The sequence below is a fragment of the Streptomyces sp. NPDC087428 genome, from assembly GCF_044744085.1.
Lineage (GTDB): Bacteria > Actinomycetota > Actinomycetes > Streptomycetales > Streptomycetaceae > Streptomyces.
Genome location: NZ_JBIUXR010000010.1, coordinates 145,452 through 165,183 on the forward strand (window position 1 = coordinate 145,452; position 19,732 = coordinate 165,183).

At 72.6% G+C, this 19,732-nt stretch carries 11 protein-coding genes and 1 CRISPR repeat array; of the genes, 7 read left to right on the forward strand and 4 right to left on the reverse strand.

All coding sequences use genetic code 11. From position 1 onward, the window contains the following. Window positions 1-785: 785 nt before the first annotated feature. Window positions 786-1,271 carry a hypothetical protein gene (locus tag ACIO3R_RS22270; protein WP_402108062.1) on the reverse strand — a complete coding sequence of 162 codons (486 nt, stop codon included), beginning with the start codon at window positions 1,269-1,271 and terminating at the stop codon, window positions 786-788. A gap of 628 nt (window positions 1,272-1,899) precedes the next feature. Further along, window positions 1,900-3,088: direct repeats of the CRISPR family, unit length 29 nt; unit sequence GGGTTCATCCCCGCACGCGCGGGGAGCAG. A gap of 333 nt (window positions 3,089-3,421) precedes the next feature. On the opposite strand from ACIO3R_RS22270, the gene ACIO3R_RS22275 reads away from it, so the two are divergent. Continuing rightward, window positions 3,422-3,892 (forward strand): cation:proton antiporter regulatory subunit, encoded by a 471-nt coding sequence (locus tag ACIO3R_RS22275; RefSeq protein WP_123460321.1) that lies wholly within the window; start codon window positions 3,422-3,424, stop codon window positions 3,890-3,892. Between the two features lie 2 nt (window positions 3,893-3,894). After that, window positions 3,895-5,148 (forward strand): cation:proton antiporter, encoded by a 1,254-nt coding sequence (locus tag ACIO3R_RS22280; RefSeq protein ID WP_385029924.1) that lies wholly within the window; start codon window positions 3,895-3,897, stop codon window positions 5,146-5,148. 4 nt (window positions 5,149-5,152) lie between these two features. Here the strand turns inward: ACIO3R_RS22280 and ACIO3R_RS22285 are convergent, their stop codons facing one another. Continuing rightward, complete coding sequence (locus ACIO3R_RS22285; protein ID WP_402108066.1) at window positions 5,153-5,704, reverse strand: MarR family winged helix-turn-helix transcriptional regulator; 552 nt, start codon at window positions 5,702-5,704, stop codon at window positions 5,153-5,155. A 130-nt stretch (window positions 5,705-5,834) separates the two neighbouring features. On the opposite strand from ACIO3R_RS22285, the gene ACIO3R_RS22290 reads away from it, so the two are divergent. Then, window positions 5,835-6,455, forward strand: coding sequence for a nitroreductase family deazaflavin-dependent oxidoreductase (locus ACIO3R_RS22290; RefSeq protein WP_402108070.1), 621 nt, complete (start codon window positions 5,835-5,837; stop codon window positions 6,453-6,455). A gap of 46 nt (window positions 6,456-6,501) precedes the next feature. Here ACIO3R_RS22290 and ACIO3R_RS22295 read toward each other — a convergent pair whose 3' ends face one another. Both ACIO3R_RS22295 and ACIO3R_RS22300 read right to left on the reverse strand, forming a co-directional pair. Beyond that, on the reverse strand, window positions 6,502-7,998 hold the full coding sequence (locus ACIO3R_RS22295) for an MFS transporter (RefSeq protein ID WP_402108073.1): 1,497 nt from the start codon (window positions 7,996-7,998) through the stop codon (window positions 6,502-6,504). Window positions 7,999-8,145: 147 nt separating this feature from the next. Then, window positions 8,146-9,231 carry a PucR family transcriptional regulator gene (locus ACIO3R_RS22300; protein WP_385029912.1) on the reverse strand — a complete coding sequence of 362 codons (1,086 nt, stop codon included), beginning with the start codon at window positions 9,229-9,231 and terminating at the stop codon, window positions 8,146-8,148. A gap of 308 nt (window positions 9,232-9,539) precedes the next feature. Here ACIO3R_RS22300 and ACIO3R_RS22305 point away from each other — a divergent pair, with 308 nt between their 5' ends. The 4 genes from ACIO3R_RS22305 to ACIO3R_RS22320 all read left to right on the forward strand — a co-directional run bounded on the left by ACIO3R_RS22305 (window position 9,540) and on the right by ACIO3R_RS22320 (window position 19,715). Beyond that, entirely contained in the window at window positions 9,540-10,199 is a 660-nt protein-coding gene (locus ACIO3R_RS22305) for a hypothetical protein (protein ID WP_385029909.1), read from the forward strand. A 139-nt stretch (window positions 10,200-10,338) separates the two neighbouring features. After that, the gene (locus ACIO3R_RS22310; RefSeq protein WP_385029906.1) at window positions 10,339-12,441 is read left to right on the forward strand and encodes a flotillin family protein; all 2,103 of its coding nucleotides are present in this window, start codon (window positions 10,339-10,341) and stop codon (window positions 12,439-12,441) included. A 278-nt stretch (window positions 12,442-12,719) separates the two neighbouring features. Beyond that, window positions 12,720-17,705, forward strand: a complete 4,986-nt coding sequence (locus ACIO3R_RS22315; protein WP_402108077.1) for a DNA repair ATPase — start codon at window positions 12,720-12,722, stop codon at window positions 17,703-17,705. A 21-nt stretch (window positions 17,706-17,726) separates the two neighbouring features. Then, entirely contained in the window at window positions 17,727-19,715 is a 1,989-nt protein-coding gene (locus ACIO3R_RS22320) for an NAD-binding protein (RefSeq protein ID WP_385038815.1), read from the forward strand. Window positions 19,716-19,732 lie beyond the last annotated feature (17 nt).

Sequence of the window (19,732 nt, forward strand, 5' to 3'; positions counted from 1 at the left end):
GCAACCAGGTTCCTGGAAGACCGCTCGGGGATGACCCACGTGTGTCATGCTCCTGAAGTAGGCGCACCAAGCTGCGAGTTGGGCGGCCATCTACGTCGCGCCTCGCCAGGATCCTCGCCCGTCAGCCTGCACGCCAAGCCACTCTGCAGAACGGAATGAGTCATGACCGCAGCACATGGACCTGCAGCCGCACAACCTGAGTTCGTCCAGCCGTTCACCCGACAGCTCTTACTGACAGTCATTGGAGCTGGTGCCGGTTCCATGTCCCCAGTCGACCCAGGGATTCGCGTGGTGGTAGTCATCATCGTGCTGATCATTTTCGGTCGTTCACTACGAGGCAGCCGCACGTCAAACTGACTGAACCAACGGAGTGCGCGCATGCCACCTGCCTGGCTCCGGAGGGTTGCCTCGGCTCAAGGAGGGCGCACCCGATCCGGGTAACGCGGTGGAGCATTTCACCGCTCGGGCCGAGGTGTCGGCCCCTGGCCCGTCGGTGCTACGCGGTGAGAAGGGCGTCTGAGGCGCAACCGGTGCGGCGGGAAAAGCAGAGCAGACGGGCGTAACGGGGCTAATGGGACCAGCGGGCACCCCTGCCCGGCCGGGTACAGCCTCCAGCCCCCGCCGGGAGACCCGGATGCGCTCGTATGCCGACGCGACGGGCGTCCGTGCCCGCCCCGACCACGTCTCCAGCCGCGTATGCGCTGCTCGACCGTCGCCGCGCATGATCCAGAACGCCCCCGCTTCCGGCTTCGGCCTGCGGCGGGGCCCCTTCGTCGTGTCCGGGGTCAGCCCCGTCGTGCCGCTCCACCCGGCCACACCACATCTACCGGCACTCCAGCGGCTCGGGCCTCCTCCACCGTGTCCGCTGTACCCCCGCCCTTCCCCGAAGGAGGAAGGCCGTCCCAGACGGCGACGAGCCGATCGGCACGCTGCAAGAGCTCGGCGTTGGCCGCCTCGTAAGCGCTGCGGCCGGCAGTCTCATGCGGCAGCGTAAACACCTCGACGGCGGTCTCGACCAGGTGATCGAAAACTGCCGCGTACTCTGGCTTGACCTTCCGGGCGCGGTAGTCCTGAGAGGGGATCACGACCACCAAACGCCCGCCCACGGCAGTAACCTCTTCGGCGAAGATGCTGTCCGATCCCGCTGCAATGCAGGAGACCCCCGTCAGGTCCTCGCTGTAGCCGGCCAGCAGACTGCGAAGAGCCTCGCGCACGAGCGGCACGCTCTCGTCTGTCAGGTCCATATGCCCGGTCACGGCCAATGTCGTCATGCGCCCGTCCCTCAGCTCGACAGCAGGTCGCGGATACTATCGCGCGCCTCGCGCACCGGACGCGAGGCGCTGTGCCCCACGGTGTAGGGGTACAACTGCCCGAGCTGCGCGCGGACACGCCCCGACTGCGTCCCTCGCGCGGCCTGCACCGCGAGGGTTGCTTCGGCGGCGGCCGACCGGATATCGCCAGCGAGGAACTGGCATTCCGCCAGGCCGATACGGTCGAGCGCGTGGGAACGCCCGGCCTCCTGGCCGCGGTATGCCAGGGCGGTCCGGATCTCGGCAGCTGCCTGGGCGGCGTGTCGGCGCGGGCGAGGTCGAGAAGCCGTCCCCCGGTGACGTCCGCGAGTTCTGCCTCGTCGAAGTACGCAATCCAGTAAGGCTCTTCGTCGCTGCCTGCTGCTGCCAGCGCCTCGGCTGCTCGGGCCGTCGCCCGCTGGAACCCCGCGCTTCTGCCCTGGGTTGCGTATGCCCACGCCTCTCGCGTGTGGAGCATGGCACGGACTCGGGGCCCCATGACATCGCGGGCAGTCGCACCCGGAGCGCCCGGCTCGCTGATCTCCCGCCCGTACCCGAGGCCAGCAGCGGTCCAGGTGCGGGCGGGCATACTCCCGAAGGAGGTCGGCAAGGGTTCATCCCCGCACGCGCGGGGAGCAGGCGCGCAGCGACTGCCAGGCGTCCTTCAGCTTGGGTTCATCCCCGCACACGCGGGGAGCAGGCGCATGCCGGGTTTCTGGCGCCGGCCGTTGCGGGTTCATCCCCGCACGCGCGGGGAGCAGACCACGGTCTCGTGCTCCTTGTCGACCGGCGGAGGTTCATCCCCGCACGCGCGGGGAGCAGTGGGCCGTCGACCCGTCGAAGGGGCAGCAGACGGGTTCATCCCCGCACGCGCGGGGAGCAGACCTCGGCAGCCCCGATGACCACGGCGGACGTGGGTTCATCCCAGCACGCGCGGGGAGCAGTCCTCGGATTCGATGAGCACTCCGACCTTGACGGGTTCATCCCCGCACGCGCGGGGAGCAGCCCTTGTTGGGAGGCCCGCCATGGGCACCGTCGGGTTCATCCCCGCACGCGCGGGGAGCAGGGGCCGTTCGACGGCTCACCCATCGCCACCCAGGGTTCATCCCCGCACGCGCGGGGAGCAGTAGATCGTGTTCATGAGGATGTTGCCGACCGTGGGTTCATCCCCGCACGCGCGGGGAGCAGGGACTGCTGGCAGCACTTTGCGACGCGGCGGGGGGTTCATCCCCGCACGCGCGGGGAGCAGCCCCGCACTACCTCATCGGCGCCGTGGTCAACGGGTTCATCCCCGCACGCGCGGGGAGCAGTACGACTACCCGATGTACGTCTTGGCCACATCGGGTTCATCCCCGCACGCGCGGGGAGCAGTCAAGGTCTTCGATCCATCGGACGATGCGCCGGGGTTCATCCCCGCACGCGCGGGGAGCAGGCATGCAACCAACAGGTCATGAGCATTTGGGCGGGTTCATCCCCGCACGCGCGGGGAGCAGATGGGCCTGCCCCCGGCCCTGCGCACAGGGGAGGGTTCATCCCCGCACGCGCGGGGAGCAGTCCAAGCGCCCGGCAAATCCAGTGAGTTCGGCGGGTTCATCCCCGCACGCGCGGGGAGCAGGCCAAGGTTGTCACCCCGCACTCGGGGAACAGGGGTTCATCCCCGCACGCGCGGGGAGCAGCTGTCCGGCCGCGGCCCACTCCCGTCGAGCCTGGGTTCATCCCCGCACGCGCGGGGAGCAGAGTCGGCCTGGGCGTGTACGAGCGCCTGGGCCTGGGTTCATCCCCGCACGCGCGGGGAGCAGACTGCCTGACCTCGGGTTCTCTGGACGCATCCTGCCATTTCGAAGCAGCTTCACGAAGTCCGGCATACATGGTCAAATCGCCCATCACTGAACCCGAGCCCGCACCGTTCACCGCCCGAACCCCGTAAACCGCACCACTCGTCCGTGGCGCCGGAGAGCGAGGCGTACCGGAGAGGGCCACCCGCCCCGCAGTGCAAGGCGCACCGAGGGAGCCGTCCGCCCACCGGCGAAACGCAAACCCGAAGGCCCCATCAAGGGTCCGGTTAGGGTAATGCGGGACTAAAGAGATCACCAAGTGCGTTCAGTAAGCGTCGCGCTCCTCGGGAGGAAGTCATGGGAACCCACCGCACCACGCTGCCCGGAGTCGGAGTGCAGTACGACTACACCACCGAATCGGGCCAGCACATCTCCGTCGTCGTGCACCACGACGGGCGCCGGTTCATCGGGTTCTACGACCAGGACGATCCTGATTCGTGCCGGCTCTCCGTACCCCTGACCCCACAGGAGGCCACCGGGCTCGCGCACCTCATCGACGCCGCGCCGATCGACGCCGTACGGACCGACGGCATCGATCTGGTCACCGAGCACATACCGCTCGGGACGCGTTCCCCGTACGGGGGCCGGCTGCTCGGGGACACCCGGGCGCGGACCCGGACCGGGGCCTCGATCGTGGCGGTGCTGCGTACGCACAGTGCGCATCCGTCACCTGGGCCGGACTTCCGGCTCGCCATCGGGGACACGCTCGTCGCCGTCGGTACGCGCGAGGGCGTGGACACGCTCTCCGAAATCATTGCGGAGGGCTGACCGTGCACGACAACACGACCGCACTACTGGTGGAGCTCGGCTCCGTCATTCTGGGACTGGGCATCATCGGGCGGTTCGCCGGGCGAATAGGGCTCTCGCCGATCCCCCTCTATCTGCTCGCCGGACTCGCGTTCGGCCAGGGCGGGCTGCTGCCGCTCGGGGCCAGTGAGGAGTTCACCGCCGTCGGCGCCGAGATCGGCGTCATCCTGCTGCTGCTCCTGCTGGGGTTGGAGTACAGCGCGAGTGAACTCGTCACCAGTCTGAAGACGCAGTACCCGTCCGGCGCCGTGGACTTCGTGCTCAACGCGACACCGGGGGCCGTCGCCGCGCTGCTGCTCGGGTGGGGGCCCGTGGGGGCGGTGGCGCTGGCCGGGGTCACCTGGATCTCGTCGTCCGGGGTGATCGCCAAGGTGCTCGCCGATCTGGGGCGGCTCGGCAACCGGGAGACGCCCGTCATCCTCGGGGTGCTGGTCATCGAGGACCTGTCGATGGCCGTCTATCTGCCGCTGCTCACCGCGATGCTCGCAGGCGTCGGCCTGGCCGGCGGGAGCATCGCGCTCCTCGTCGCGCTCGGCACCGTCGGATTCGTCCTCTATCTCGCGCTGCGGCACGGGCGGCTGATCAGCCGGGCCGTGTCCTCCGACAACCCCGAGATGCTGCTGCTCGTCGTGCTCGGGCTGACCGTGCTCGTCGCCGGGGTGGCCCAGCAGTTGCAGGTGTCCGCGGCCGTCGGGGCGTTCCTCGTCGGCATCGCGCTCTCCGGAGAGGTCGCGGAGGGGGCACGCAAGCTGCTGACCCCGCTGCGGGATCTCTTCGCCGCCGTCTTCTTCGTGTTCTTCGGGCTCTCCACCAATCCCGCGGACATCCCGCCGGTGCTGCTCCCGGCCGCACTGCTGGCCGTCGTCACCGTCTTCACCAAGATCGCCACCGGCTGGTACGCGGCCCGGCGGGCCGGCATCGGGTCGCGCGGGCGCTGGCGGGCCGGCGGCACGCTCGTCGCCCGCGGCGAGTTCTCCATCGTCATCGCCGGTCTGGCCGTGGCGACCGAGCCCCGCATCGGCCCCATCGCCACCGCGTACGTCCTGATCCTGGTCATCGTCGGCCCGCTCACCGCGCGCTGGACCCAGCCCGCCGTCGAGCTGATCAAGAAGTGGCGCGACAAGGACGGCGGCCCGGCTCCCGGGGCCGGCAGCGGCACGATTCCCGCCGCCCGGGTGCCCGCGCCGCAGGAGGAGCTGGCACAGACCGCCGACTGAACCGTCAGTCGTCCTGGGCGGCGGGGAGGTCGGGCATCCAGCCCAGGGGGTACGCGTCCGCGCCGCCCCCGGACACGGCCGGCTCGCCGCCCGCCGCGCTGAACGCCGTCAGCGCCTCGATCAGCGCGGACCGCTGCTCCGGCGCGAGGCGTTCGACGATCGAGGCGATCTCCCGGCGGCGGACGGCCGTGACGTCCTCGACCAGTTGGAGCCCCTCCGGGGTCACCCGCAGTGCCGTCTCCCGGCGGTTGGCCGGATTGACCTGCCGTTCGGCCAGACCCGCGACGATCAGCCGGTCCAGCATCCGCATCGCGGTCGACGGATTGACGCCCAGGCGCTCGGCCAGCGAGACGAGCTTGGCGTCCCCGTGCGTGGCGAGGACCACCAGCAGCCGGAACTGCGGCAGCGTCACCCGGTCCTCGACGGCCGCCAGCGACCGTGCGGAGACCGCCACCAGCAGTCTCGACGCGGTCAGCACGGCCCGCGTCACCGCGTCGACGTCGTCCCTGCCGGGAGCGGACGGTCGTTTCTCAGATGCCTGTTCGTGCGCGGCCATGCCCCTTTGTACCGTGCCTGACCGGCAGTACCGGCAGCCGGGCGGGGCCGTGACCGAAAGGTGTCGTCCCGCCATCGGTTCACGGAGCGCGTCGGTGGCGTACACCTTTGGATTGTGCAACGTTTGCACCGTGACGCATCAATCCGCGGCCTCGCCCGACCCCGGGCCCCCGTCCCCTCCGACGGGCTGGCGGCGTGCCGCCGTCCGGCTGCCGGTCCATATGTTCCGGGCCGGGCTCGGACCCCTGTTCCGGGGGCGTCTGCTGCTCCTCGTCCACACCGGGCGCGACTCGGGGCAGTCGCGCCGGACGGCCGTCGAGGTCGTCGAGTCCGCGACGGTGGACGGCCGGCGGAGCTGGACGGTGGCGTCCGGATCCGGGCCCGCCGCCGACTGGTACCGCGATCTGCAACAGACGCCGCAGGCCACCGTGCAGGTCGGCCGCCGGTTCCACGCGGTGACGGCGGCCGATCTACCGGCCGGGGAGGGCGGCGAGCTGATGGCGCGATACGCGCCCCGGCACCCCCGGATCGCACGGCGGCTCCGCGCGTACCCGGGGCTCACGGGGCTCACGGGGTTCACGGGGCTCACGGGGCTCACGGGGCTCACGGGGCTCACGGGGCTCACGGGGCTCACGGGGCTCACGGGGCTCACGGTCGACGGTAGCGAGGCGGACCACCGGACCGTGGGCGAGGCCATCACGTTCGTACGTCTCACCGAGGGCGCCCGGACCGCCGGGAGCGGTAACCGCTGAGGGCCGCGCCCGGACCGCCGGGAGCGGCGACCGCTGAGGGCCGGGGTCAGCCCCGTGTCCGTGCGGGTTCCTCCACCGGGTGGGGGTGCGGCACGCCCCGGCGGTAGAGGAGCACAGTGACCAGGAACCCGACGGCGAAGAAGCCGGCGGACCACCAGTACGCGGTGGAGTAGCTCTCCAGCTGGGCCTGGGCGACGGCCTCCGGGGTCGGGCGGCGGCCGACCAGGTAGTTGGCGGCCGCGCTGGTGGCGAGGGTGTTCAGCAGCGCCGTACCGATGGAACCGCCCACCTGCTGGCTGGTGTTGACCATCGCGGAGGCCACCCCGGCGTCCCGGGCGGCGACCCCGGCGGTGGCCAGGTTCATCGCCGTGGCGAAGATCATGCCCAGTCCGAGCCCCAGGCAGATCAGCGGGGGCAGCACATGGGCGAGATAGGTGCTGTTCAGGTCCAGTGCGGTCAGCCACACCATGCCGGCCGCCGCGAGACCCATGCCGAGCGGCACGATCGGTTTGGCGCCGAGCCTCGGCACCAGGACGTTCGTCGTCGTCACGGACGTCGCGATCATGACGGCGATCATCGGCAGGAAGGCCAGGCCGGTGCTGACCGGCGAGTAGAAAAGGCTCTTCTGCAGGAAGTACGTGAGGAACAGGAACACCCCGAACAGGCCGCCGCCGGAGATGAACATCGCGAGGAACGACGCGGCCCGGTCCCGGTCGAGCACCACCCGCATCGGCAGCAGCGGATGGGCGGCCCTGGTCTGCCACCACGCGAACGCCGCCACGAGCACCGCCCCGGCCGCCAGGAACCCCCAGGTGTCGGGGGAACTCCACGGATGCGTCTCGGCCCTGGAGAATCCGAACACGATGCAGAAGAGTCCGGCCGAGACCAGCACGGTCCCCGGGATGTCGAGCTTCGGCCGGTCCACGGGCGCGCCCGCGTCCAGCAGGCGCCAGCCGCCGAGGAAGGCGACGAGCGCGAACAGCAGGTTCACGTACAGGCACCAGCGCCAGTCCAGGTACTCCGTGAGCACCCCGCCGAGCAGCAGCCCCACCGCACCGCCCGCGCCCGCGATGGCCCCGTAGATACCGAAGGCCTTCGCCCGCTCCTTCGGGACGGTGAACGTCGTGGTGAGCAGGGAGAGCGCGGCCGGGGCCAGCAGCGCGCCGAACATGCCCTGGAGGGTGCGGGCCAGCACCAGGACCTCGAAGCTCGGGGCGGCACCGCCGATCGCCGAGGCCAGCGCGAAGCCGACCAGTCCGGTCAGGAACACCACCCGGCGGCCGACCAGGTCGGCGATCCGGCCGCCGAGCAGCAGCAGCGAGCCGAAGGCGAGGGCGTACGCCGTCACGATCCACTGGCGGTTGCCGTCGCTGAAGCCGAGGGCCTGCTGGGCGGAGGGCAGCGCGATGTTCACGATCGTCGCGTCGAGCACCACCATCAGCTGGGCGAGCCCGATGACCCCCAGCACCCACCAGCGGTGGGACGAGCCGCGTCCCTGCCCGCCCTCGGCCGGCTCCCGTGGCTTCCGCGCGTGTCGGGCCATGGTGCGGATCTCCCTCGTTGCGCACACCGCCGGAATCCCCCGAGTGATCACGCTAGGCGGAGGGCGGCCGGCCCGCATGCGGGGAGCGCCGTCGGGGCGCGGTCCTGCCGGGACCCGGCAGGAGCGGGGAGACAGCGCGGGGGCGGCTCACACCTCCTTCGCGGGCCAGTCCAGCAGCCGGGCCCCGATCACCGCCGTCTGGAGGGTGTAGCGGTGCATCGGGTCGGACGGGTCGGAGCCGGTCAGCTGGTGGATGCGCTCCAGCCGGTAGGTGAGGGCGCGCACGCTCAGCGCCAGCCGGCGGGCCGTCTCGGCCGCGACGCAGCCCGACTCGAAGTACACCGACAGCGTCTTCAGCAGCGGTTCCGCACCGCCCCGCGCCTCCTGGAGCGGGCCCAGCTCGCTGCGCACCAGGTCGGACATCGCCTGCCGGTCCCGGGTCAGCACCGGGTAGACCAGCAGATCGGCGGAGTACAGCACCGGATCGTCCAGGTCCATCCGGTCGGCCAGATCGAGCGCGTCGAGCGCCTCGTCGTACGACTGGACGACACCGCCGGGGCCCCGGTGGGCCCGGCCCACGGCGACCCGGCCGCCGTCCGTCGCCGCGTGCGCCTGCTTGGCGAAGTGCCTCAGGACGTCGGGCTGACTGCCGGGCGCTATGCATATCAGCCGCCCGTCCTTCGTCGTGATGAGGATCTTCCGGCCACTGAACCGGGCCAGCAGCGCCGACTCCACCTGCCGGGGCACGGCATCCGTCTCGGTGTACGCCTCGGGGCCCGCCGCCACCGCCACCGCATGGGCGCGCGAGAGCCGCAGCCCGAAGCGCGTGGCCCGCTCGGCGAGCCGGCCCAGGTCGCTGCGCCCGTACAGCAGGTCGTCGATGAACTCCCGGCGGGCCGCCTCCTCGCGCCGCACGGTGAGCCGCTGCGCCCGCTCGAAGCCCTCCGCGAACGCGTCGACCGCCTGCTCCGCCGCCGCCAGCACGCTCTCGGCGACCGCGGTGGCGGTGGCCGCCGTGGCGCCGGGGGCGGCGGCCGGCCAGGAGGTGCGGGTCTCGGCCAGGTGCATCCGGACCAGGGCGCGGAGCTGGTGTCCGGCCTCGGCGGCCTGCCTCCCCAGAGTGCGCCGGATCTCCAGCTCCTCCCGGGTGAGCCGGCGCCCGGTGACGGCGACCTCACCCAGGACATGGGCGTAGCCCTCCAGGAAACTGTCGGGAATCTCCGGCTCAGGCACGCGCCCGCCTCCAGTTCTGCTTCGTTGCTGACATTGGCACAACGCTTACGGTCCGGTGCCGGTGCCCGGCATCGAGGACGGAGAAAGATTGCCGTGTTCCGGCAGTGCGGCGCCCCGGCCCCGAATGACACGATCCGGTCAGCACCGACCGGGGGACCACGGGGGAAACACGGGGGTGCGAACGGGGGTACGGGGGAAGGCCCGGCTGCCGCGTTACCGCTGACGGCGGTACCGCGGCGCCCGGGTCGTCGCCGGACCACGCGCATACGTCGGCAGTGCTGTCGGCGGGACGGCAGGGGGTGGGACCGATGCGGGAGTTCCTGACAGCGACGTTGTCCTTCCCGGCCGTTCTCTTCGCCGCGGCGCTCGTCGTCGTGATCGCCTTCTGGCTGCTCGTCCTGGCCGGCGCGGCCGACCACCACTCCTTCGACGCGGACCTCGACGCCGACATGGCCGGGGTCGGCGGTGTGCCGGTCACCGTCTCGGTGTCCCTGATGGTGGCCGTCGCCTGGTTCACCTCGCTGGCCGGCTCGGTTCTGCTGCACCGCACCGACGTCACCGGCACCGCCCGCGCCGCGCTCGCCTTCGGCATCCTCGCCGGCGCACTGCTGGTCTCCTGGGCCGTGGCGCGGGTGCTCGTGCACCACTTCCGCCGCTTCTTCCCGGACCAGCCCCCACCATCGCGCCAGGACTTCCTGGGCCGGGTCTGCACCATCCGTACCGGCTCGGTCGGTCCGGACTTCGGGCAGGCCGAGGTCGCCGCGGCTGACGGGTCCACCGCGATCGTCCAGGTCAGGCAGTTGCGGCCGGACGACGCGGAGCTGACCTCGGGGAGCTCGGGGCTGCTGTACGCGTGGGACGACGCGGGCGAGTTCTTCTGGGTCTCGCCGTACGACAAGGCACTCGACCCGGGACCGCCGCAGCCGCTGCCCACGCACCGGCGCGCCGCCCCCGGCCACACCGCCTGAGCCCCACGCCCACCCGCACCGCACCGCCGCGCGCGGCACCGGTCCGCACCGCCGCGCCCGGACACGGCACGGCGACCGGGCCCCGAGCCGTGCCCCCTCCACCTCTCATTCTCCGTACCACCAGCCGCCAAGGACTGTCATGGAAGCCATCTCCTTGGGCCTCGGCCTGCTCATCGCCGTGGTCCTGCTCGTCGCCGTCGCCCTGCTGCTGATCGTCACCCGGCTCTTCCGCAAGGTGGAGCAGGGCAAGGCCCTGATCATCTCCAAGACCAAGAAGGTCGATGTGACCTTCACCGGTGCCGTCGTCCTGCCGGTGCTGCACAAGGCCGAATCGATGGACATCTCGGTGAAGACCATCGAGATCCGGCGCACCGGGCGCGAGGGCCTGATCTGCCAGGACAACATCCGCGCCGACATCCACATCACGTTCTTCGTCCGGGTCAACAAGACCGTCGAGGACGTCATCAAGGTCGCCCAGGCCATCGGGACGGAGCGGGCCAGCGACAAGGTCGCGATCCAGGAGTTCTTCGCCGCGAAGTTCTCCGAGGCGCTCAAGACCGTCGGCAAGCAGCTGGACTTCGTCGATCTGTACACCAAGCGCGAGGAGTTCCGGGACCGCATCATCCGGGTCATCGGGACCGATCTGAACGGCTACCACCTGGACGACGCCGCGATCGACTTCCTTGAGCAGACCCCGATGGTGCAGCTCGACGGCGCCAACATCCTCGACGCGCAGGGCATCCGGAAGATCACCGAGCTGACCGCGATCGAGCACGTGCGGACCAACGAGTTCCAGCGCACCGAGCAGAAGGAGATCACCCGGCAGGACGTCGACGCCCGGGAGACCATCCTGGAGCTGGAGCGCCGGCAGGCCGAGGCCGAGATCAAGCAGCGCCGCGAGGTCGAGACGCTGCGGGCCCGCGAGGAGGCGGTGACCGCCCGGGTCCAGGAGGAGGAACGCCTCGGCGCGCAGGGCGCGTTCATCAGGACGGAGGAGCAGCTCGGCATCCAGCGGGAGAACCAGGCCCGGGAGATCGCCGTCGCGCAGAAGAACCGCGAGCGGGTCATCGCGGTGGAGAACGAGCGGATCGAGAAGGACCGGATGATCGAGGTCATCGGGCGCGAGCGGCAGACCGAGCTGAACCGGATCGCCGCGACGAAGGAGGTCGAGGCCGAGCGCCGCGAGGTCGCCGATGTGATCCGGGAGCGGATCGCGGTGGACCGTACGGTCGCCGAGCAGGAGGAGTCCATCAAGACGCTGCGCTCCGTCGAGGAGTCCGAGCGGACCCGCAAGTCCGTGATCATCGCCGCTGAGGCGGAGGCCCAGGAGCAGCTGGTCAAGGACATCAAGGCCGCGGAGGCCGCTGAGGCCGCGGCCACCCACCGGGCGGCCGAGCAGCTCACGCTCGCCGAGGCCCGGCTGAAGACCGCGGACCTGGACGCCCGCGCGAAGCTGCGGCTGGCCGAGGGCGTGCAGGCGGAGTCGGCCGCGGCGGGCCTCGCGGAGGTGCAGGTACGGGACGCGGAGGCGGAGGTCATCGAGAAGACCGGCCTGGCCGAGGCCCAGGCGACGTCCGCCCGGCTCAGGGCCGAGGCGGAGGGCTCCAGGCTGAAGGCGCTGGCGGCGGCGGAGGGTACGCAGGCCCAGGCGTCGGCCGACGCGGCGGTGATCGGCGAGAAGCTGAAGGCCGAGGCGGCGGGGCTCACCGACAAGGCGGCGGCGATGGCCGCACTGGACGACGCGTCGCGCGGCCACGAGGAGTACCGGCTGCGGCTGGAGGCGGAGAAGGAGATCCGGCTCGCCGGTCTCGATGTGCAGCGGCAGGTGGCCGAGGCGCAGGCGACGATCGTGTCCGCCGGGCTGGAGAACGCCGACATCGACATCGTCGGCGGGGAGTCGGTCTTCTTCGACCGGCTGGTCTCGTCCATCTCCCTGGGCAAGAGCCTCGACGGCTTCGTCGAGAACTCGGACACCGCGAAGGCGCTCGCCGGGCCGTGGCTGAACGGCACGTCGTCGTTCACGGACGACCTGACCAAGGTGCTGGGGTCGGTGTCGTCGGGTGATGTGCAGAACCTGACGGTGTCGGCGCTGCTGATGCGGATGATGGCCGCGCCGGGAGCGGGGGGCGCGGGGGCTGACCAGGTCCGCCGGCTCCTGGACCACGCACGTGAACTGGGCCTCGCGGACCTGCCGGTGAGCGCGGTCCAGGCCCCGTCCCGGAACGGCACGCCGGTGTCGTGACCGGCGCGTTGTCCTCGAAGGAGCCGGACGGGCCCGGTCGGCCGGACGGGCCCGGTCCGCCCGACGCGGGCGGCAGTTCAAGCCCGTCCGGTGCTTGAGGACGGACGGTGCCGGGAACGCACCCGAACCCCTCTCGGACCCGTCCCTCCCAGGCCCGTCCCTCCAGGCCCGTCCACCTCAGGCCCGTCCACCTCAAGCCCGTCCGGCGCTTGAGGACACCGCCGCCGCCCGGCAGCCCGCACCCCACGCATCCGCCCACCCGTAAGGAGCCGCACCGCATGGACACCGGAACCCCGCCGCCCCCGGGCGGCCCCGTGGAGGCCGGGGCCTACGACGTGCTGCGCCGCCGGCTCGCCACCCAGGCCGCGGAGCTGACCCGCCGCGCCGAGGCGCTCAACTCCCGCCGCACGCGGGAGTTCGGCTCCACCGGACTGCGGCTGCTCGGCAGCGAGCAGATCCGTACCGAACAGGCCTCCACCCCCCGCGACCTCGTCGCGATCGGCGGCCGGCTGCTGTTCGGCTTCGAACGCGGCCCCGGCCGCGGCGACGAGCCCGCCGTCGACGACGTACTGGCGCTGTACGACGCCGAGCTGGCCCCCGGCACCGGTGCGCTCCTCACCGACGAGGCTTTCGTCCGCGAGTTCGACGGGCTGCACCGCTACTACCGCGACGCCCGGCTGCTGCGGCTGCGCCGTACCGACGGGCGGCTCCTCGCCGTGTTCCGGACCGGCGAGAGCGCCGAGGACATCCGCGTCCTGCGCTGGGCCCTCGACCCCGACGGCACACCCGGCGCGTTCCTCGACGCCCGCGGCGAGCGCGACCACGTGTTCCCGCCGTCGCACGACTTCACCTGGACCGCCGCCGGACGCGAGGCCCACGTCCCGGGCCGGCACCCGCACATCGCCATCGGGGGAACGGGCGACGGAAGCGACGCGCGGCTCTTCGTCACCACTCTCGGCGGCCACCTCACCGTCAAGGCCGTCAACGACACGGACACCCCGGACGGGATCTACCGGGAGCCGGTCACCGAGCCCCTCCAGTCGCTCGCCGACGCCGAGGTCGAGTACGCGGAGCTCGGCCCGCTGGTCCTGCTCCGCGTCCGCCCGTACAAGGAGGAGGCCGCCCGCCACCTCGTGTTCAACGCACTCCTCGGCACGGTGCTGCGGCTGGACGCCATCGGCCCGGCCTGCCACCGGCTCCCCGAGGACCAGGGGATCATCTTCCCCGGCGGCTTCTACCTGACCACCGGCACCGCCAAGACCTTCGACATCGCGCGGCCGCTCACCGAGCCCGCCTTCGAGGGGGCCGTGCGCTCCCCCAACGGGGAGGACGTGCTCTACGCGTTCCGCTCCCGGGACGACGGCCGCAGCCTGCTGCTCCCCTACAACGTGATCCGCCAGGAGGTGGCCACCCCGCTCCAGGGCCGCGGCCACGCCCTGCTCGACGACGGGACCCTCGTACTCCTGCGGGACCCGGTGGAGGGCCCGGACGCCGGACCCGCGCGGGTGCACCCGGTGCAGCGGTGGCAGACGCCGTACGTCTCCGACACCTACGCCGCCGCCCGTCCCGCCGGCACCGGCCCGCTGGCCCGGATCGGCAACGCCGACCTGGTGCGCGGCATCTCCGACTGCCTCGCGCTCGCGCACAGCGCGGACGGGACCACCCCGACCGCCGCGGTCTACGCGCGGCTGGTGGCCGACTGCACCCGCGCCGGCGACCGCTACCACTGGCTGGCCGACGACGAACTCGGCTCCCTCGCCGTGCCGTTGACCGAACTCCGCGACACCGCGCAACAGGTGCTGGCCGAGTTCGAGGGCGTCCAGGAGCTGACCCGGCAGGCCGCCGACGCGCTCGACGAGAGCGCGGACCGGATCACCGCCCTGGTGCGCCGGGTCCGCGGCGAGGCCCCGCGCTCCGCCGCCGAGTGGGTCACCCGGCTCACCGAACTCCGCGCCGCACACGGCCATCTGGCGACGCTCGGCGAGATGCGGTACGCGGACACCGCACGGATCGACGAACTCACCGCCGCCACCGCCGACGACCTGGCCTCGGCCGGCCGGCGCGCGGTCGCGTTCCTGGCCGGGGACGACGCCTTCGCCGGCTACCACGAGGACATCGCCCGCCTCACCGAGGAGGCGTCCGCGCTCGCCACCGTCACCGACGCCGCCGCGCTCGGCGAGCGGCTGACGGGGATGACGGACGGGCTGAGCACGGTCACGGACGTCGTCGCCGGGCTCGACATCGGTGACGGCGTGGTCCGCACCTCGATCCTGGAGCGGATCGCCGAGGTGCTCGGCGGGGTGAACCGGGTCCGCGCCACCCTCGACGCCCGCCGCCGCGCCCTCCTCGATCACGAGGGCCGGGCCGAGTTCGCCGCAGAGTTCGCCCTGCTCGGACAGGCGGTGACGGGCGCGCTGGCGGCCGCGGCCACCCCCGAGAGCTGCGACGAGCAACTCGCGCGGCTGCTGCTCCAGCTGGAGAACCTGGAAGCGAGGTTCGCGGAGTTCGACGACTTCCTGACCGCGCTCGGCGAGCGGCGGACGGAGGTGTACGAGGCGTTCTCGGCCCGCAGGCAGACCCTTCAGGACGCCCTCGCCCGCCGCACCGAACGCCTCGCCCAGTCCGCCGCCCGGGTGCTGGACACGGTCTCCCGGCGCAGCGCCGCCCTGCCCGACGCGGACGCCGTCCACACCTACTTCGCCTCCGACCCGATGGTCGCCAAGGTCCGCCGCACCGCGGCCGAGCTGCGCGGACTCGGGGACGCGGTGAGGGCGGAGGAGCTGGACGGGCAGTTGCTCGCGGCCCGTCAGGAGGCCGGGCGGGCGCTGCGCGACCGCAGCGAGCTGTACGCGGACGGCGGGGCGACCATCCGGCTGGGCCGTCACCGGTTCGCGGTGAACACCCAGCCGTTCGATCTGACGCTGGTCCCCCAGGGGGACGGGCTCGCGTTCGCCGTGACCGGGACCGACTACCGGATGCCGGTCAGTGACCCGGACTTCGGTGAGACCCGCCCGTACTGGGACCAGCAGCTGCCCTCCGAGTCCCCTGCCGTCTACCGCGGCGAGCACCTGGCCGCCCGGCTCCTGGCGGAGCAGGGAGCGGACCGGCTGGCCGCCCTGGACCCGGACGAACTCGCCCTTCTGGTACGGGAGTCGGCGGCCGGGGCGTACGACGAGGGGTATCAGCGCGGCGTCCACGACGAGGACGCCGCCGCGATCCTGGCCGTACTGCTGCGGCTGCACGCCGGGGCCGGACTCCTGCGCTGCCCGCCCGCCGTCCGGGCAGCCGCCCAGCTCTTCTGGGCGCACCGGGCGGACGACGCCCTGCGGACCTCCTGGACGCGCCGGGCCCGCTCGCTGGCCCGCGCCCGTGACACCTTCGGGCTCGCCCCGGCCGTCGCCGCACTCCAGGAGGAGTGGGCCGGTGTCATCGCGGGCGAGGGCGCGCGGGCCGTCGCCGTATACCTCTTCGAGGAGCTGACGAGCGGACCCGAGGGGTTCGTCACCAGCGCCGGGGTCCGCACGTTCCTGGAAAAGTTCCGTCGCACCACGGGCACTTCGGCGTACGACGAGGATCTCGCGGCCCTCGGGGACGACCTGCCGGCCCGCCGTCAGCTCGTCGAGGGGTGGCTCGGCCCGTACTCCCGGGCGAGCGGCTCGGAGCTCGACGACGGTGATCTCGCGGAGGCCGTCGCCGTCGAGCTCTGCCCGGAGCCGGCCGTCCGCCGGTACGAGGGCGAGGCGCCGCTCACGGCGACCGTGGAGGGGCTCCTCGGCGTCCACCCGCGCATCGACCGGGGCCGGCTGCCCCTGCGGATCGACGAACTCCTCTTCCGTACCGAGGAGTTCCGCACGGTCACGGTGCCCGGCTTCCGCGCCTACCAGCGCCGGCGCACCGCGCTGGCCGCCGCCGAGCGCACCCGGCTGCGGCTGGACGACCACCGGCCGCGCGTGATGTCGGCGTTCGTCCGCAACCGGCTGCTCGACGAGGTGTACCTGCCGCTGATCGGCGACAGCCTCGCCAAGCAGCTCGGCACCGCCGACGCCGACCGGCGCACCGACTCGCAGGGCCTGCTGCTGCTCGTCTCTCCGCCCGGCTACGGCAAGACGACGCTGATGGAGTACGTCGCGGACCGGCTCGGCATGGTCCTCGTCAAGATCAGCGGACCCGGCCTCGGCCACGACGTGACGTCGCTGGACCCCGCGCAGGCGCGCAGCGCGACCGCCCGCCAGGAGATCGAGAAGATCAACTTCGCGCTGGAGGCGGGCAACAACACCCTCCTCTACCTCGACGACATCCAGCACACCTCACCGGAACTGCTCCAGAAGTTCATCCCGCTCTGCGACGCCACCCGCCGGATCGAGGGGGTGCGGGACGGCGAGCCGCGCAGCTACGACCTGCGGGGCAAGCGGTTCGCGGTGTGCATGGCGGGCAACCCCTACACCGAGTCGGGGGAGCGGTTCCGGATCCCCGACATGCTCGCCAACCGGGCCGACGTCTGGAACCTGGGCGAGGTGCTGAGCGGCCGGGAGGACGTCTTCGCGCTGAGCTTCGTGGAGAACGCGCTGACCGCCAACCCGGTGCTGGCCCCGCTCGCCGGCCGGTCCCGCGACGACCTCGCGCTGCTGCTGCGGCTCGCCGCCGGCACGGAACCCGCGTCCGGCGCGAACCGGCTGGAGCACCCGTACACGCCCGCGGAGGTGGAACGCGTCGTCGCGGTGCTCCGTCATCTGCTCACCGCCCGCGACACCGTTCTCGCGGTCAACGCCGCGTACATCGCGTCGGCGGCGCAGACGGACGCCACCCGCACCGAACCGCCGTTCCGGCTCCAGGGCTCGTACCGGAACATGAACCGGATCGCCGAGCGGATCGTGCCCGTGATGAACGACGCCGAGCTGTCCGACGTCATCGACGACCACTACGCGGGCGAGGCCCAGACGCTCACCACGGGCGCGGAGGCCGCCCTGCTGAAGCTCGCCGCGCTGCGCGGAACCCTCGGTCCGGAGCAGGCCGCCCGCTGGTCCGCCGTCACCGCCGCGTACGTCCGCACCCAGGCGCTCGGCGGCCCCGACGGCGACCCCGTGACCCGTGCGGTGGCCGCGCTCGGCCTGCTCGCGGACCGGATCGCGGCGGTCGAATCGGCCATCAGCCGGGCGGCGGACCCCCGCCGGCTCCTGGCCGGGCCACCGTCCGCGACACCGGGGACGCCCGGAACACCTGGAACGCCCGGAACACCCGGAACCACCGACCGCGGCGCTCACTAGGGCCGCGAGAAGGGAACAGGCATGCTGGGTCATGTGTCCCCACTTCCTCAGCAGCCCCAACGCTCCCCGTTCTCCGGCCACATGGTGGTCTGCGGCGACGACGCGCTCGCCCAGCGGCTCGCCGTGGAACTGCGCTACGTCTACGGGGAGCGGGTCACCCTCGTCCTGCCGCCGGGGCCCGATCCGAGGCGGCCGGAGGTGGCGCTGACCGGGCGCGGGCGAGCGGCGGCCCTGTTCGGCCGGATGTCGTCGGCGATGAGCCGCAACGGCGGGAACGGCACCGGCGGCGGCGACAGCGACACCAACGCCGGTGTGGAGGCGGTGCGTATCCTCCAGGCGCACGAGCCGTCCGACGAGGCGCTGGAGGAGGCCGGTGTCGACACGGCCGCCGCGCTGGCCCTGGTCTACGACGACGACGAGCGCAACATCCGCGCCGCGCTGACCGCCCGCCGGCTCAACCCCCGCGTCCGGCTGGTGATCCGGCTCTACAACCGCAAGCTCGGCCAGCACCTGGAGGCCCTGCTCGACCAGGCGGCCGCCGTCGCCTCGCCGGGGCTCGACCAGACCGCGCTGGACGCCTCCACCACGGTCCTGTCCGACGCCGACACCGCGGCCCCCGCCCTCGCGGCGACCGTGCTCGCCGGGTCCAGCAAGGTGATCCGGGCGGAGGGCCTGCTGCTGCGGGCCGCGGAACGCACCCCGCCCCGGAACGGCCAGGTCGCCGACCCCGGCCTGTGCACCCTGGCCCTGCTCTCCTCCACCACCCATGACCCGGCGGGCACGGAGGGTTCCGACAGCAGCGGCGACGAGGGGCCCCGGCTGCTGCCCGACCAGGCCGAGGTGGCCGCGGCGACCGGGCGCGGAACCATCGTCCTGGAGGCCGTCAGCCAGAGCGGTCCGGCCTCCTCGACACCCCGGATGGGCGGCCGGGGCGCACCGCTGAGCCAGATCTTCTCGCGCCGGCTGCGCTGGTCCGCGCTGGGTGTCGGCACGGCCGTCCTCGCGCTCGCGGTGGCATCCACGTTCACCACCGGGGACGATCCGCTGCACGCCGCCTATCTGACGCTGCTCGACCTGTTCGCGATGGGCGACCCGGCCATCGGCGACCCCACCGCCCGCCAGATCATCCAGCTCCTGTCCGGGGTCGCCGGGCTGATGCTCCTGCCGCTGCTCGTCGCCGGGGTGCTGGAGGCCTTCGGCTCGCTCCGTACCGTCTCGTCGCTGCGCCGCCCGCCGCGCGGTCTGTCCGGGCACGTGGTGCTGCTGGGCCTCGGCAAGATCGGCACCCGTGTCCTGGTCCAACTGCGCGAACTCGGCATCCCCGTCGTGTGCGTGGAGGACGACCCGGACGCCCGCGGCATCCCGGTGGCCCGGCGGCTGCACGTGCCGGTGGTCATCGGGGACGTCACGCAGGAGGGCGTGCTGGAGGCGGCGAAGATCCGCCGCTCCCGCGCCCTGCTCGCCCTGACCAGCATCGACACCACCAATCTGGAGGCCGCGCTGTACGCCCGCTCGGTCAAGCCGAATCTGCGGGTGACGCTGCGCCTGTTCGACGACGAGTTCGCCACCGCCGTCTACCGCACCCTGCGCACCGCCCACCCGCAGGCGCTGACCCGCTCCCGCTCGGTCTCCCATCTGGCCGCGCCCTCCTTCGCGGTCGCCATGATGGGGCGGCAGATCCTGGGCGCGGTGCCGGTCGAGCGGAAGGTGATGCTGTTCGCCGCGATCGAGGTGGCCGGGCATCCGCAGCTGGAGGGCCGGACGGTGGAGCAGGCGTTCCGCTCGGGGGCCTGGCGGGTCCTCGCCCTGGACGTCGCCCCGCCCGCCGGCCGGCGCCCGGACCTGGCGGCGCCGGGAACGGCCCCCGCCGCCGGGGACCGCCCCGGCGGCCTCGTGTGGAACCTGCACCCCGGCTACGTGCTCCAGCCCACCGACCGGGTGGTCATCGCGGCCACCCGTCGCGGCCTGGCCGAACTCCTGCGCAGGCGCGGCTCGTTGACGCATCGCTGACAGCCCGGCCCGCACCT